The organism is Pseudomonas sp. FW305-25, from assembly GCF_017351415.1.
Classification (GTDB): Bacteria; Pseudomonadota; Gammaproteobacteria; order Pseudomonadales; family Pseudomonadaceae; genus Aquipseudomonas; species Aquipseudomonas chlororaphis.
In genome coordinates, this window is the sequence record NZ_JACNDE010000055.1 from 13,032 (window position 1) to 28,016 (window position 14,985).

Annotated in this window: 14 protein-coding genes and 1 pseudogene; 10 read left to right on the top strand and 5 right to left on the bottom strand. The window is 61.7% G+C overall.

The annotated features are described in order from the left end of the window. The first annotated feature begins 222 nt into the window (after positions 1–222). The 6 genes from J4E58_RS30130 to J4E58_RS30155 all read left to right on the top strand — a co-directional run bounded on the left by J4E58_RS30130 (position 223) and on the right by J4E58_RS30155 (position 6,608). Positions 223–2,295, top strand: a complete 2,073-nt coding sequence (locus J4E58_RS30130) for a type VI secretion system tip protein VgrG (protein WP_087091021.1) — start codon at positions 223–225, stop codon at positions 2,293–2,295. Beyond that, positions 2,292–3,131: a DUF4123 domain-containing protein gene (locus J4E58_RS30135; protein ID WP_087091022.1), complete on the top strand. Its 840-nt coding sequence runs from the start codon at positions 2,292–2,294 to the stop codon at positions 3,129–3,131. The genes J4E58_RS30130 and J4E58_RS30135 overlap by 4 nt, the downstream gene beginning before the upstream one ends. A 4-nt stretch (positions 3,132–3,135) precedes the next feature. After that, positions 3,136–3,642, top strand: a complete 507-nt coding sequence (locus tag J4E58_RS30140) for a DUF3304 domain-containing protein (protein ID WP_087091023.1) — start codon at positions 3,136–3,138, stop codon at positions 3,640–3,642. 70 nt (positions 3,643–3,712) lie between these two features. Further along, positions 3,713–4,240, top strand: a complete 528-nt coding sequence (locus J4E58_RS30145) for a DUF3304 domain-containing protein (RefSeq protein WP_172962988.1) — start codon at positions 3,713–3,715, stop codon at positions 4,238–4,240. 197 nt (positions 4,241–4,437) lie between these two features. After that, positions 4,438–6,066, top strand: coding sequence for a phospholipase effector Tle1 domain-containing protein (locus J4E58_RS30150; protein ID WP_256583233.1), 1,629 nt, complete (start codon positions 4,438–4,440; stop codon positions 6,064–6,066). A gap of 281 nt (positions 6,067–6,347) precedes the next feature. Continuing rightward, a complete protein-coding gene (locus tag J4E58_RS30155) occupies positions 6,348–6,608 on the top strand; it encodes a DUF2790 domain-containing protein (protein ID WP_087091024.1) in 261 nt (86 codons plus the stop codon). 146 nt (positions 6,609–6,754) lie between these two features. Here the strand turns inward: J4E58_RS30155 and J4E58_RS30160 are convergent, their stop codons facing one another. Then, complete coding sequence (locus tag J4E58_RS30160) at positions 6,755–7,024, bottom strand: DUF1652 domain-containing protein (protein WP_007926398.1); 270 nt, start codon at positions 7,022–7,024, stop codon at positions 6,755–6,757. A 461-nt stretch (positions 7,025–7,485) separates the two neighbouring features. Between J4E58_RS30160 and eco the strand changes: the two genes are divergently transcribed. Further along, positions 7,486–7,968, top strand: a complete 483-nt coding sequence (eco, locus tag J4E58_RS30165; RefSeq protein ID WP_087091025.1) for a serine protease inhibitor ecotin — start codon at positions 7,486–7,488, stop codon at positions 7,966–7,968. 198 nt (positions 7,969–8,166) lie between these two features. On the opposite strand, the pseudogene ilvA reads toward eco, so the two are convergent. Further along, positions 8,167–9,174: pseudogene (gene ilvA / locus J4E58_RS30170) on the bottom strand (threonine ammonia-lyase, biosynthetic); the annotation flags it as partial. Positions 9,175–9,440: 266 nt separating this feature from the next. Here ilvA and J4E58_RS30175 point away from each other — a divergent pair. After that, entirely contained in the window at positions 9,441–9,644 is a 204-nt protein-coding gene (locus J4E58_RS30175) for a ParD-like family protein (protein ID WP_053261082.1), read from the top strand. Beyond that, complete coding sequence (gene map / locus J4E58_RS30180; protein WP_087091027.1) at positions 9,641–10,405, top strand: type I methionyl aminopeptidase; 765 nt, start codon at positions 9,641–9,643, stop codon at positions 10,403–10,405. The genes J4E58_RS30175 and map overlap by 4 nt, the downstream gene beginning before the upstream one ends. 4 nt (positions 10,406–10,409) lie before the next feature. Here map and J4E58_RS30185 read toward each other — a convergent pair whose 3' ends face one another. After that, entirely contained in the window at positions 10,410–11,351 is a 942-nt protein-coding gene (locus J4E58_RS30185) for a magnesium transporter CorA family protein (RefSeq protein WP_087091028.1), read from the bottom strand. A 7-nt stretch (positions 11,352–11,358) separates the two neighbouring features. Then, positions 11,359–12,861, bottom strand: coding sequence for a RimK family protein (locus J4E58_RS30190; protein ID WP_164485839.1), 1,503 nt, complete (start codon positions 12,859–12,861; stop codon positions 11,359–11,361). A gap of 176 nt (positions 12,862–13,037) precedes the next feature. Here J4E58_RS30190 and rimI point away from each other — a divergent pair, with 176 nt between their 5' ends. Beyond that, positions 13,038–14,144 carry a ribosomal protein S18-alanine N-acetyltransferase gene (gene rimI, locus J4E58_RS30195; protein WP_087091030.1) on the top strand — a complete coding sequence of 369 codons (1,107 nt, stop codon included), beginning with the start codon at positions 13,038–13,040 and terminating at the stop codon, positions 14,142–14,144. Between the two features lie 112 nt (positions 14,145–14,256). On the opposite strand, the gene J4E58_RS30200 is transcribed toward rimI, so the two are convergent. After that, on the bottom strand, positions 14,257–14,985 hold a 729-nt coding region (locus J4E58_RS30200), incomplete at its 5' end, for a PQQ-dependent sugar dehydrogenase (protein ID WP_207255354.1).

A 14,985-nucleotide genomic window follows, 5' to 3' on the forward strand; every position in this document is an offset into this window, starting at 1 on the left:
CGCCACGGGAATCCCTGAGCGGCCATCGGCGTATCCCCTACAGCCAACTCCGCTGATGCCCGTAGGGCGTTAGCCGGATGGGTTGTCAGGCATAAGTAATGGTTATCGCGGACATTTCTGAATGTTCCGGCGGGCGGAAAGCCGCGGCCGCCTCGGCTTGAATCGACCGGCTTATTCCTGCACCATCCGCCCCCTGCTTATTCAATGGATGGATTTCACGGCATGCTGGATGCTAACGCTACCCATATTTCCCTGACGATCGAAGGCGCCTCGGTCGACCTTCAGGTCCTCAGTTTCGTTGGCCGCGAAGCCCTCAATCAGCCCTTCTGCTTCGATATCGAACTGGTCAGCGCGCGTCCCGACCTCAAGCTCGAAGAGCTGCTGCACAAGCCGGCTTGCCTGACTTTTGGCGCGACCGGTAAAGGCCTGATCCACGGCCTGGTGTACCGCATCGCCCAGGGCGATTCCGGGCGCAAGCTGACCCGCTACAGCATCAGCCTGACTCCGCAGCTCAACTACCTGCGCCACAACTTCAACCAGAAGATCTACCAGCACCTCAGCGTGCCGAAGATCATCGCCCAGGTCCTCGAGGCCCGCGGCATCCTGGCCGACGCCTACAGTTTCCAGCTCGGCGCCACCTACCCGGAGCGGGTCTACTGCACCCAGTACGACGAATCCGACCTGCACTTCATCCAGCGCCTGTGCGAAGAAGAAGGCATTCACTTCCACTTCCAGCACAGCGCCAGCGGCCACAAGCTGGTGTTCGGCGACGACCAGACGGTGTTCCGCAAACTGGCGGCGGTGAACTACCAGCAGGACTCGGGCATGGCCGCCGAACAGCCGGTGATCAAGCGCTTCAACCTGCGCCTGGAAACCCGCACCAGCCGCGTCAGCCGCCGCGACTACGACTTCGAGAAACCGCGCCTGCTGCCCGAGGGCGCGGCCAAGTCCGAATTCATGCCAGACCTGGAAGACTACGACTACCCCGGCCTGTTCACCCAGCAGGCCCGCGGCAAGCAACTGGCGACCCGCGCCCTGGAACGCCATCGCAGCGACTACCGGCTGGCCGAAGGCAAAGGCGACGAACCGAGCCTGGTCAGCGGCCACTTCCTGACCCTGGCCGCCCACCCGCGCAGCGAATGGAACGACCTCTGGCTGCTGCTGGAGGTGATCCACGAAGGCAAGCAGCCACAAGTGCTGGGCGAGAACATCACCAGCGACGTCACCAGCAACAAGGACGACTTCCACCAGGGCTATCGCAACCGCTTCCTCGTCACGCCCTGGGACGCCCACTACCGCCCGCCGCTGGAACACCCGAAACCCAAGTCCCTGGGCAGCCAGACCGCGGTGGTCACCGGGCCCAAGGGCGAAGAAATCCATTGCGACCAATACGGCCGGATCAAGGTGCAGTTCCACTGGGACCGTGATGGCCAGGCCGACGACAACACCTCCTGCTGGGTCCGCGTCGCCAGCGGCTGGGCCGGCAAGGCCTACGGCGGCATCGCCATCCCGCGGATCGGCATGGAAGTACTGGTGACCTTCCTCGAAGGCGACCCCGACCAGCCCCTGGTCACCGGCTGCCTGTACCACAAGGAAAACGTGGTCCCCTATGACCTGCCGGCGAACAAGACCCGCAGCACCTTCAAGACCCTCAGCTCGCCGGGCGGCGGTGGCTACAACGAACTGCGCATCGAAGACAAGAAAGGCGCCGAGCAGATCTACCTGCACGCCCAGCGCGACTGGGACGAGAACGTCGAGCACGACCAGCGGATCCGCGTCGGCAACCAGCGCCACGACACGGTCGAAGCCAACACCCTCACCGAACTCAAGGCCGAAGAACACCGCATCACCCACCTCGACCGCAAGAGCGAAATCCGCGCCAACGACCACCTGACCGTGGCCGTCACCCAGCACGCCAACATCGGCACCGCGCAATTCGTCGAAGCTGGCCAGGAGATTCACTACAAGGCCGGTGGGAAGGTCGTGGTCGAGGCAGGCGCGGAACTGACCGCCAAGGCCGGCGGCAGCTTCGTCAAGCTCGACGGTGGTGGCGTGACCATCAGCGGGGCCGACGTGAAGATCAACTCCGGAGGCGCGCCGGGCGTGGGTACGCCGGCGGCGCCGCTGTTGCCGGGACTGCTGAAGCTCGCTGACGCCGACAAGGCCGGCGGCCTGCTGCTGGGTCGTTTGAACTCGCCCATACCGCGCCTGACGCCGCCCAAGGGTATCTGCGTCGAGTGCCTGCTCAAGGCCATCCGCCAACGCCAGGCAATTCTGTCCGGAGCACAGCCATGAGCGATTTGCAGCAAGGCCAGCAGGACTGGGTCGACGCCGCGGCCAAGGGCTTGAGCCTCACGGCGATCGTCGAGCAGGCCCTGCTCAGCGCGCCGCAGCGCAACGCCCTGGGTGAACTGGAAGGCGCCCGCTGGCCCCTGATGTACCAGGCCGAGCTGGTCCAGCTGCGCAATGACGGGCCGCTACTGCTGGACATGACCGGTCAACCGTTCGAGCGGCTGGTGGCGATCCACGAACTGTTCGGCTCGAACCTGGCCGGCTGGTTGAGCAGCACCCTGCCAGCCAATCGGTTGGCCACCCACCTTGGCGACGCCCTGGTCTGCCAGGACGCCAACGATGCGGTGCTGCTGATCCGCAGCTACAGCGCCGAGGTACTGCCCCTGCTCCACCAGCAAGTCGGCCAGCCATGGCACCAGTGGCTGTTCGGCCCCCTCGACACCTGGTGGGTCAAGGCCGAAAAAGACTGGCAGCGTCTTGCCGGTCCGGCGCACAGCGAAGTGCCCGAGTACCACCCGATCCGCCTGGATGAGCCGATGATGCACAGCCTGCAGCATGACGCCCACGCCGAGCAGCTGCTGGTGCAGACCGAAAACGTCGCCCCCGAGGCCTTTGCCAGCGACTGCCACGGCGAACGCCTGCAACAGGTGCAAGACCTGCTGCAGATCGCCAGAGACCAGGGCCTGGACCAGCAGGAAGATCAGTCGACCTTCGTGTTGCACAGCCTGATCACCCGCAATCCACTGCACCAGCGCCCCGAATGGGCGGGAATCCTGCGTCAGGTCACCGATGACCGGGACACCCTGGAAAACGCCCTGGCCGCACAAGAAGGCGCCTGAGGCGATGTCGTTGCCGTCACTCGCAAAACGCTGGAAGCGCCTGCCCGGCCGCCAGAAAACCCTGATCCAGTGGTTGGCTCTGGGCGCGCTGGTCGCCGGTTATTTCATCTGGCAGTACAGCCGGATGCCCGGGGCAATGCTCTATGTGCATAACCAAACTGATCGCCCCATCTTCAGCTACTTCGTCAATGGCAACTGGGGAGGCAATGCCACAGCAAACGCAGGAGGCGGAGCAACCTGTTGCTGGCGCATCGAGGGCAAGACGCTGAAGGTGGACTGGATAAAAGGCCGCACAGGAGAACAAGTGCGTCAGGGGGTTAAAAAGGAAACCCTTTCAATCGAGATCCCTAACCCTCCCCGCCAACGCAGTGACCGCTATTTGCATGTGCACTTCTTCCCCGGCGATCAGGTTCGCCTGGCCTGGAGTGCCAACCTGGACACGCCTTACGAAAACCTCAAGGAAGCGCCTCCGGTGCCTGCTACCAAGGATCAGGAAGCCAAAGCTCAATGAGTCAGCGATTTTCAGCATCAATCATTAATACGATACGAACTGCCCAACCTGGGCAAAAGAACATGACCGTATGCAGAAACAGGTTCGGACCGACAAGGAGTTTGTTGTGACATCGATTCAATCGCTCAGAAATCGCTGGAAGTCCTTGTCTGGACTACAGAAGACCTTGATCAACTTGTTGGTTGTTGGGGGGCTGATCGCTGCCTATTTCATTTGGCAGTACAGCCGCACGCCAGGAGCCATGCTCTATGGCCACAACCATACGGATCGCCCCATCTTCAGCTATTTCGTCAATGACAATTGGGGGGGGAACGGAGGTATGACCTGTTGCTGGCGCATTGAGGGCAAGGTTCTGAAGGTGGACTGGATCAAAAGTATGACCCGTACCCAATATGAGCAGGGGGCTCGGGAGGAAACCCTTTCGGTCAAACTCCCCAATCCTCCTCGCCAACGCGGCGACCGATATCTACATGTGCACTTCTTTCCTGGGGACCAAGTCCGTGTGGCTTGGAGCCCCAATCTGGACACGCCTTATGAAAACCTCAAAGAAGCCCCTCCGATGCCTAATACCAAGGATCAGGAAACCACATCCCAATGAGCACCAAAAACTCTGATCTGGCGGCTGCTGCCAGTGCCCGATGTGCCGGCCCGTTCAATAACTCTCATGTCACTACCTGTGAACGAACCTTGCGGATCGGATTTTTTTTCGACGGTTTTGGGCGTCATTTGTTGAAAGACCTGCAATCAGGCCGGGTTAGTAACGTGGGCAAAATGTTCCTGGCCCACCCTATCGATATGCCAAATAAGGAACCCGACCCCAATTTTGCTTATCGCAAGGCCTATATCTCAGGCATGGGCGCGGAGTACATCGCAGACCTGACAGTTACCGCCAATGCCGGCGTGGATACCGCAGGCAGCAAGGCAGCCGATGTGCCCAAGGATGTGGCAAAGGACGAAGGGAAAAAGATCCTCAAGGATGTACTGAAAGGTCGTAACTGGTGGGATCGCTGGAAACGCGACCTGAAGGACCTGGTCAGCGCCCCCCTTAAGGGCCTTAAAATACTGAAGAGCGTAGTGGTCGACGCGGCGTCTGAAGTCATTCCGCCCCTGCGCGACAACCCCATCATGGCTGAGATAGCCAAGACTGGAGCCAATATTCGCATCGATGGCGCCATCGACTACCTGAACGACGAAGTGAGCAAGGTCAAGGCCTTGAGCGGCCCGCCCCTTAAGCGTATCGAACTGTCCGTGTACGGCTTCGACTACGGCGCCACCCTGGCCCGAGGCTTTCTGTATCGCCTGCTGGACCGCAGCCTGATCGATGGCGAGAAAGTGGAGTATCAGGGCGCACAGGTGGTAGTGCTGTTCGCCGGCCTGTTCGACGCGGTGGATCGCAGCCGTAGCGATATACCGCTGATCGACGACTATATACCCGTGCCCACCAGTAACGTGCTGGGGGACGCCAATGTTCTGCCCAAGCAGGTCAGGCAGGCGCTGCATCTGGTCGCCGCCCACGAGCGACGCTTTTACCGGCGGGCCAGCCTGCTCGGCAAAGGCAACGCCAAGTGGCGCGAAGAACTGATGCCCGGGGTCAGCGAGGATATCGGTGGCAGCCTGCTGCCCGGCGAGCAGAAACCCAGTGCCGAGCTGGCCCTGGTCAGCCTGCACCGTATGTACCGCGCCGCATTCCAGGCGGGAGTGCCCTTCCCACATATCGAAGACCTGCCAGACATCGATATGAAAACAGCCGGACTGTTCACCTTCAACGACCATATCAACGGCAAGACTGCCTTTGGACTGGTCAAGCATTATCAGTCGGCCGCCAAGGCCAGCATTGCCCAACTGAAAAACCTCAACCTGGGTGACAAAGCGCCCTTCCTCGGCCATATGCGCCTGTATATCCGCTGGCTGGCGTCGATCTCGCGCTCTTATGTGCAGCGCCTGCGGGAGATCGGCGAAGAGGAAGATCGCCTGAACGCCAGCCAGTATGCCTCGGGGAACAGCGCCGGGATGTTCGGCCGCCCGGTGGAAACCCCGGAAAAGAGACAGGCCCGCCTCAAGCGCACCCAGGAACTGCAAACCGAACGCGAGGCGCTCAGGGCAGAGCTGGGCTGGCTGGAAGATGTCGACAGTGAAGCCCGCAGCATGCGCAGCGGCCGCACGCGGGATGGCTACAGGGCCGCCGGCACACCGCAGCAGATGCTGGTGTGGCAGGTGCTGTTGGAAGAGGAATGGTTCAAGGAACAACTGTCGCCATTGCCGGAGGAAGTGAGCCTGTTGTTCGGCCACTTCATACATGACCAGTTGGTCCAGTCCCTGGCGCAGCGCTCAGCCAAGTCGGTGAGCGGGCAATGCTACTTCGATATCCGCGGGATCGATCTGCTGGAGAAAGAAGAGGAAGAAAAGGAGAAAGACAAGAAATAAGTGCATTCAATGCCTGCCCGAAATCGGGCCAGGCATTGACGACCTGCAAGGCAGGGGCTTGTGTCCCCTGCCTTCAGGCCCCCCGCTGACCCCGAATAGGCGTTTCTGCGCAAAGCACATCTCGTCGGGCAGTTTCCCTCCCGCACAATCCATTAGCCCCCTACTTAATCTCCGATTAATCCCGCCGCCCAAAACTGTACAGGACCGCGCAGCGCAGAATCCCCTGTCGCCCCTCCGCGGCGCGCTCGATGCGGTTTTGTCGGGCTTATCGGAGAACGCTCATGAACATGCGTATTTTGCTGGTCGGGGCCCTGGCGTTTGTCGGGGTCGTGGGTGTGGCTCAGGCGGACACGGCCCAGGTGCAGCCGGTGCCTTATCACTATGGCATGCCGCTGAAGGTGGCCAAGGTGGTGTCGATGACCGAGCCCGCGACGCCGGAGTGCAAGGTGGTCACCGCGGACATGACCTTTATCGACAAGGCGGGCAAGCTGGAAGCCATCAGTTACCGCAAGCTGTCGGATGCTTGCAGTTATCAGAACTGAGGGCTGCCCTGCGCTACCGCATGCAAGGTGCAGGAAGCTCGGCGAGATTCAGGCAGGGGTTCTGGTAGCGGTGAAGGTCGAGGTTGCGCCTGGCCCGGAGGTTATCCAGGCCAGGCAAGCAACACAGGCATTGGCAAAGCCGCCGATCAATGAGCCCTGGATTTCAGGGCGATGGGCTGGCTTCCCGGATGGTTCGCCAGGTCGTAGCGCAACTCGGCGATCAAATCGTTGATTTCCCGGCAGCCGTTGAGGCTCGCCGCATCGATACCGGTGACCACCAGGTCCACGCGGTCGGTTTCATGGTCGCCATAGACTTTCACGGTCATGTGCAGGTCGGGGCTCAGGGTGCACTCGCAGCGTTTGGGCAGGAAGCTGCATTCAATGATATTGCGCAGTTCCAAGGCAGATAAGAACATGGCAGATCTCTCCGTTGGTGCAATGGCCATTCAATGATGGCAAGAATATCGTCTCGGGATTCCACCCCCGAAATACGGCGTACGGCGTGACTAAACCTCTCTGGAAGAGAAAGCCATTAATTAGACTAGGCCGTATTTGCGCATCCACTAAATTCTATTTTGCTCTGAGCAGTGAGGCTTTTTTTCACCCTCGGTCCTGGGACTTTCGTCCGACCGGAAGACCTCCTAAGAGCACGACATCGGCCTCTCGCCGAGAGGGAATGGAACCTCCTCCCGCCCGTCGCCATGGGGGATAAATCATCGGCTTATCCCCTCGGTCTCGAAGGCTGGCGTCATGCCATTTGCCGCTGTGAAATGGCCACGGTTTGCATGACCGGGCGTTCCCCAGTCAAACTGCCCGGCGTTTCAAGCAAACGGCTCCCTCCATTGGGAGGCCGTCGATCAACCTGCAAGGAGGCCTTATGCGCTTTTTCCCTGTTTCCACCGCCATCGCTGTGCTGTTGAGCGGTCTGTCCACCCTGAGCCATGCGGCCAAACTCGAAGACGTGGCGCCCTACCCCAAGGCTGAAGAAGGTTTTGTGCGTCAGGTGATCCATCTGCCCAAGCAGGCCAAGGAAGAGGACTTCAAGGTCGAGGTCCTGGCCGGCAAGACCCTGACCGTCGACTGCAACCGTCAGCGCCTGGGCGGCACCCTGGAAGAGAAGAACCTGGAAGGCTGGGGTTACCCCTACTACCGCCTGGACAAGGTCAGCGGGCCGATGAGCACCTTGATGGCCTGCCCCGAGGGCACCAGCAAGCAGGCGTTCGTGCCGGTGGTCGGCGAAGGCTTCGTGCTGCGCTACAACAGCAAGCTGCCAATCGTGATCTACGCCCCCAAGGACGTCGAAGTGCGCTACCGCCTGTGGTCCGCCGCGGACAAGGTCGAGAAGGCCCGCGCGGAATAACCTGCGCAGCGGCTACATCGCGGGTGATGGAGCCGCTGCCGCAGGCTGCGATCGGTTTGCGCGGCACTCCGATGCAGTAGCCGCCAGGCCAGGCAACGCGGTGCATCAGTGGTTCGGCTGGCGAGCGCCTCGCGCTCGTACGCAGGCTTCGCCAGCGGCTACAGAGGCCCTGCTCCCTTCTTATACCAGCGCAACCGCGCCCAAGGCCGCGCGCTCGGCCACCTGCCCCAGGCGATCGAAGTTGATGTTGGCCCCGGAATCGATGGCCACCAGGGTTTCGCCCTGTACGCCGCTGCGGGCCACGTACTGCTTGATCCCGGCCACCGCCAGCGCCCCCGACGGCTCGGTGATGGAGCGGGTGTCGTCGTAGATGTCCTTCATCGCGCAGCAGAGTTCGTCATTGCTGACCGTGATCACCTCGTCCACCAGCACCCGGCACAACTCGAAACAATGGGCGCCGACCTGCGCCACGGCAACACCGTCGGCGAAGGTGCCGACGCTGGGCAGCACCACCCTTTCCCCGGCCCGCAACGCCTGCTGCAGACAGTTGGAGTGCTCGGACTCGACGCCGACGATGCGCACCTCGGGCCGCAGGTATTTCACATAGGCCGCGATGCCGGCGATCAATCCGCCACCGCCCACCGGGACGAAGATTGCGTCCAGGCGCCCGGAGTACTGACGCAAAATCTCCATGCCCACCGTGCCCTGCCCGGCGATCACGTCCGGGTCGTCGAAGGGCGAGACGAAGGTCTGGCCGCTACGCTCGGCCAGTTGCAGGGCATGGGCCAGGGCAAAGGGAAAACTCTCGCCCTGCAACACCGCCTCGGCGCCACGACTGATGACGCCCTGCACTTTCAGCTGCGGCGTGGTGGAAGGCATGACGATGGTCGCCTTGATCCCCAGCTCCCGCGCCGCCAGCGCCACGCCCTGAGCGTGATTGCCGGCGGAGGCGGTGATCACCCCGCGGCGCTTTTGCTCGTCGCTGAGTTGCACCAGCTTGTTGTAGGCGCCGCGGATCTTGAAGGAAAAGGTCGGTTGCAGGTCCTCGCGCTTGAGCAGCACCTGGTTGCCCAGCGCCGCCGACAGGGCCGGAGCGGGCTGCAATGGCGTGCGCACCGCCAGGTCGTAGACCGGCGCCGCGAGAATCTTCTTCACGTAGTGCTCAAGCAGGTCCAGTTGCGTGTCGGGCTCGGCGGGATGGTTCATACGGCTCTCCTGGCTGTGTTGAAAGCCCCGGAGACAGAAAGAAAAAACCCGCCTCTAGGGCGGGTTGGGTGCAGTGTCAGACCCGCCAATCAGGAATGGCGGTAATAATGCTTGGCTGGGAATGCAATGCGGAAAAAGTCATGGCCAGGAAATTAACCGGCGGGTCGCTGGTGAGTCAATGGCCAATGACAGGTCGAGCTATCTGCCATTTGCCGAAAAATATACGAAACGTATATGCTTCGTATATTTACCAGGACAAAAACCCCGTGGGCATCGTCAAGATTTCAGATCAACTGCATGAACAGATCCGCGTCGCCAGCGACGCCATGGATCGCTCCATCAACGCCCAGGCCGAGTTCTGGATCAAGATCGGCCTCTTGGCCGAGCTCAATCCGCACCTGGCCTACAACGACCTGATCAACAAACTGCTGCTGAACAAGACCGACCTGATCCGGGGGCGCAGCGCATGACCCAGGCCCTGATCAAGACCCCGCAGCAACTGGCGCTGATGCGTGAATCCGGGCGCCTGCTGGCGACGGTGTTCAGCTTTCTCGACGACCTGGTCGCGCCCGGCCTTTCGACCATGGAACTGGACACGGCCGTGGAGCGCTTTATCCGCCACGACCTGGGCGCCCGTCCGGCCAGCAAGGGCCAGTACAACTACCCCTACTCAATCAACACCTCGATCAACGAAGTGGTGTGCCATGGCATGCCCCATGAGAAGGCCATCCTCAGGGACGGCGATATCATCAACATCGACATCACCCTGGAAAAGAACGGCTTTATCGCCGACTCCAGCAAGATGTACCTGATCGGCAACGTCAGCCCCAAGGCCCAGCGCCTGGTGAGCACCACCTTCGAGGCGATGTGGGAAGGCATCAAGGTGGTCCGCCCCGGCGCACGCCTGGGCGATATCGGCCATGCCATCCAGAAACACGCCGAAACCCGGGGCTACAGCGTGGTGCGCGAGTACTGCGGCCATGGCATCGGCCGGCAGATGCACGAAGAACCGCAGGTCCTGCATTTCGGTCGCCCCGGTACCGGCCTGGAGCTGCGCGAAGGCATGGTGTTCACCATCGAGCCGATGATCAACCAGGGCAGCGCCCGGGTGCGCGGCCTGAAAGACGGCTGGACCGTGGTCACTCGCGACAACGGCCTGTCGGCGCAGTGGGAACACACGGTGGCGGTGACCCGCGACGGCTTTGAGGTACTGACCCTGCAACCGGCCTGAAACCTCAGGCGCACTTGCCGTTGCCGCCAGCCAGGCGCCTGAGACCGAGCACCATCCCCCCTGCCCCCAGCAGCATCGCCACGAGGAACAGCGGGTAGGCAATCCACCACGGGGTGCCGGCGGTCATCATGCTGAATTCGGACATGCCGCCGATGCTGGCGATCAGGTTCAGCGGCAGGAACACCACGTTGATCAGGGTCAGTTTGCGCAACAGGCTGTTCATGTTGTTGTTCATCAGGTTGCCGCGCGCGTCAATCAGCCCGGAAAACACCGTCGAATAGATCTCCGCCTGCTTGTAGCACTGGTTGTTCTCGATGATCAGGTCGTCGATCAGGCCGACGGCCTCGGCGCTGAAGTGCGCCTTCTCGGCGTGGTTGCGCAGCCGGGTCAACACCGCGCCGTTGCTGTGAATGGCGTTGATGTAATAGATCAGGCTTTCGCTGAGGTTGAACATCTGGATCAGGTGGCGGTTTTCCATCGAGTCGTTGAACTGCTGCTGCAACTCGCGGGCGACCATCTTGATCACCTTGAGGTGCCCCAGGTAGTGATGGATGTTGGTGGACAGCATGTCCAGCAGCACATCCAGGGGGCTATTCAGGGCCTGCCGCGCGCCCAGGCCGCTGAGCTGGCTGTCGTCGTGGGCGATCACCAGCAGGCGTTGCGGGGAAAACAGCAGGCCGCAGGACGACACCTCGAACGACAGGCTACCGCCGCCGGAGTAGTTCTCCGGGCGTTTCCAGATCAGGAACAGGTTGTCCGGGTGAAACTCGATGCGCGACACCTCGTCCGGGTCCAGCGCCGAGGCCAGGGCGTGTTCGTCGAGCTTGAAGCCAGTGCGCAGCAGATCGCGCTCGGCGGGGTCCGGGTTGCTGAACAGCATCACTTCGGCATCCAGGTTCTCCACCGGCAGCAGGCGGCCCTGGCTCAACTGGTAGCTCTTGATCATCGACCGTTCACCAGGCCTGCCCGCGGCGCTTGAGTTCCAGGCGACGGACGAACTCCTCGAGCACCAGGGAATACAGGTCGTCGCGCAGGTAGGCATCTTCGATGCCGGCGTCCAGGTTGGGGTTGTCGTTGACCTCGATCACCACCACCTTGTCGCCGGACTGCTTGAGGTCGACGCCGTACAGGCCGTCGCCGATCAGGTTGGCGGTCTTCACCGCCAGTTCCACCACCGCCCGCGGCGCCTCGTGGACCGCCAGGGTGCGGCATTCGCCGTTGATGTCCTGGCCCTTGGCCTTGTGGTTGTAGATCTGCCAATGGCCCTTGGACATGAAGTACTGGCAGGCGAAGATCGGCTTGCGGTTGAGCACGCCGATGCGCCAGTCGTACTCGGTGTAGAAAAACTCCTGGGCCAGCAGCAACACCGAATGTTCGAACAGCTCGGCGGTGGCCTCCAGCAGCGCCTGCTGGCTCTCGACCTTGATCACCCCGCGGGAGAAACAGCCGTCGGGAATCTTCAGCACCAGTGGGAAGCCCAGGCGTTCGCCAACCCGCTCGAAATCTTCCGGTCGCTCCTTGTAGAGGATCTCGGTGGCGGGCATGCCCAGCTGGTGGCTTTTCAGCAGATCGGTCAGGTAGACCTTGTTGGTGCAGCGCAGGATCGAGGCCGGGTCGTCCATCACCACCAGGCCCTCGCTTTCGGCCTTCTTGGCGAAGCGATAGGTGTGGTTGTCGACGCTGGTGGTCTCGCGGATCAGCAAGGCGTCGTACTCGGCGATACGCGAGTAATCCTTCTTCTCGATCAGTTCGACGTCGATGCCCAGGCCCTTGCCGACCCGGACAAAATTCTCCAGTGCCCGGGCGTTGGAAGGCGGCAGGGCTTCCTGCGGGTCATGGAGGATCGCCAGGTCATAGCGGGCCAATCTTTTCGAGCGCGGCATGCGCCAGATCTTGCGACTGAAACTGTCCAGGGAATGGGCGAATTGATCTTCCTGGTCTTCGCGCAACTTATGTAAGGCACCGGACTTCACGCCTTCGATGTGCCAACCGTTAGTTCGTTTGAAGTCCACCAGCAGTATTGGACAGGGAAAGACTTCGAATAACTGTCGCGCCAACTCCTGTAACGGTTCGATATGTGTCTTGCCGAAGTACAGGGTCAGGGTAAAACCTTCGGTATCGCTGTAAAGATGATTGCTCAGGGCCTTTTCCAGGGTTTTATCCAGGTCGTCCAGAGCCAGGCCGTAGAGCGATTTGCGGGTCAGCTCGCTGATGGTGCGCACCGAGGGAATCACCTTGTGCCCCCGCGCCTCGGCCAGCAGCGAGCAGTAGTAACCGTGGCCCAGGTACTTGTAGCTGCGGCACAGGTTGATCACCTGGACCCGCTTGCCGGGCTGGGTTTCTCGGGTCTGTTCCAGGTATTCCTGAGCGCTGAGGATGTCTTCGCTGGGGAAGTAGGAGGCCCAATCTTCCTTGCGCTCGACAATAATCAGCAACTGGCTGGAAGTTTCACTCATCGCTGAAAAATAATTAACCGGAGTTATTGTCGCCGGCAGACTTTGCTCGGATACTCCACGCCAATGACCTTGTACCGCTGACATAATGTTTGATCCGCTTAAGAACAAGACCTTTTCTATTAAGCACGAACTTTTTTGAAAGTCTCGTTTCGTTACGCAACTTTTACGGCGGTTATATGGATCTTGTCTTTCGCATTGCCACACCTGAGGACTTGCCTGCTTTAGTGCGACTGGAACAGCAGTGTTTCACCACCGATCGCCTGACGGTGCGCAGCTTCCAGTGGATGATCAGCCGCGCCCATGCGTGCCTGATCGTCGCCGAGCAGGCGGGACAACTGCTGGGTTATGCCTTGGTGCTGTTCCATCGCGGGACCTCCCTGGCCCGCCTGTACTCGATCGCCATCGCGGTCGAGGCCCGCGGGTCGGGCCTGGGCAAGCGCCTGCTGGAGCGGATCGAAGCCTGCGCGCGGGAGCATGACTGCGCCTACCTGCGGCTTGAGGTGCGCAGCGACAACCCGACGGCCATCGCCCTGTACGAACGCAGCGGCTACCGGCGCTTCGCCGTGCTGCACGACTACTACGAGGACCACGCCGATGCCCTGCGCCTGGAAAAGCGCATCCTGCAGCATCGCGAGAGCCGCACCATCCGCGTGCCCTATTACCAGCAGACCACCGACTTCACTTGCGGCCCGGCCTGCCTGCTGATGGCCATGGCCGCTCTGCAACCCGGGCGCGCCCTGGAGCGCCGTGAAGAACTGCAGCTGTGGCGTGAGGCGACTACCGTGTTCATGACCTCCGGCCATGGCGGCTGCAGCCCCCAGGGGCTGGCGCTGGCCGCGTGGCGCCGGGGCTTCAGGGTCAGGCTGCAGGTCAATACCCGGGGGCCGCTGTTTCTCGGCGGGGTGCGCGACGAGCATAAAAAAGACGTCATGCGCCTGGTGCATGAGGAGTTCTGCGCCCAGCTGGATAGCAGCGACGTCTTGCAGGTGCTGGGCGGCCCGCTGGACCTGCCGAAGCTGCTGGCCGATGGCGGCCAGCCCCTGGTGCTGATCAGCAGCTACCGCCTGACCCGCTCCAAGGCCCCGCATTGGATAATGGTCACCGACTGCGACGAAGAGTTCGTCTACCTGCACGATCCCGATGTCGACCACAGCCAGCACCGCCAGCCGATGGATTGCCAGCACCTACCGGTGAGCCACGGCGAGTTCGTCAAGATGTGCCGTTTCGGCAGCGGCAAGCTGCAGGCGGCGGTGATCCTCTACCCGCCCGCAGTGCCTCTGTAGGAGCGAAGCTTGCTCGCGATAGCCGCGAAGCGGCGATTCATCCTGCCAACACGCGTTATCGTTGAAGATTTTTTCGCGAGCAAGCTTCGCTCCTACAGAAGAAGGGCCTGGGTTATTCCAGGCCGACCTTGTACAGCCTGCCCTTGTCCTCGTCGGTCAGCACATACAGATAACCGTCCGGCCCCTGGCGCACGTCGCGGATGCGCTCTTTGAGTTCACCCAGCAGGCGCTCCTCGTGGCCCACCTTGTCGCCGTCGAATTGCAGGCGGATCAGCTCCTGGGACGCCAGGGCGCCGATGAACAGGTTGTGTTGCCAGGCCTTGAAGCGGTCGCCGTCGTAGAAGGCCATGCCGCTGATGCCGGGGGATTTCTCCCAGACATGCTGCGGGCCCACGGTGCCTGGGGCAGTCTTGCCCTGGGCTTCGGGAATCGGCGCGCCGGAATAGTTGATGCCGTGGGTCGCCAGGGGCCAGCCGTAGTTCTTGCCACGCTCGATCAGGTTGATTTCGTCGCCGCCCTTGGGCCCGTGCTCGTTATCCCACAGGGTGCCGCTCCAGGGGTTGAGCGCCGCGCCCTGGGGGTTGCGGTGGCCGTAGGACCAGATCTCCGGGCGCACGCCCGGCTGGCCGACAAAGGGGTTGTCCTGCGGAATCCTGCCATCCGGGTACAGGCGCACAATCTTGCCCTGCAACTTGTCCAGGTCCTGGGCGGTCGGACGGTCGTTGTTTTCCCCTAGGGTGATGAACAGATAGCCGTCGCGGTCGAACACCAGGCGCGAACCGAAATGGTTACCGGTGGAGAGTTTGGGCGCCTGGCGGAAAATCACCTGGAAGTCCTTGAG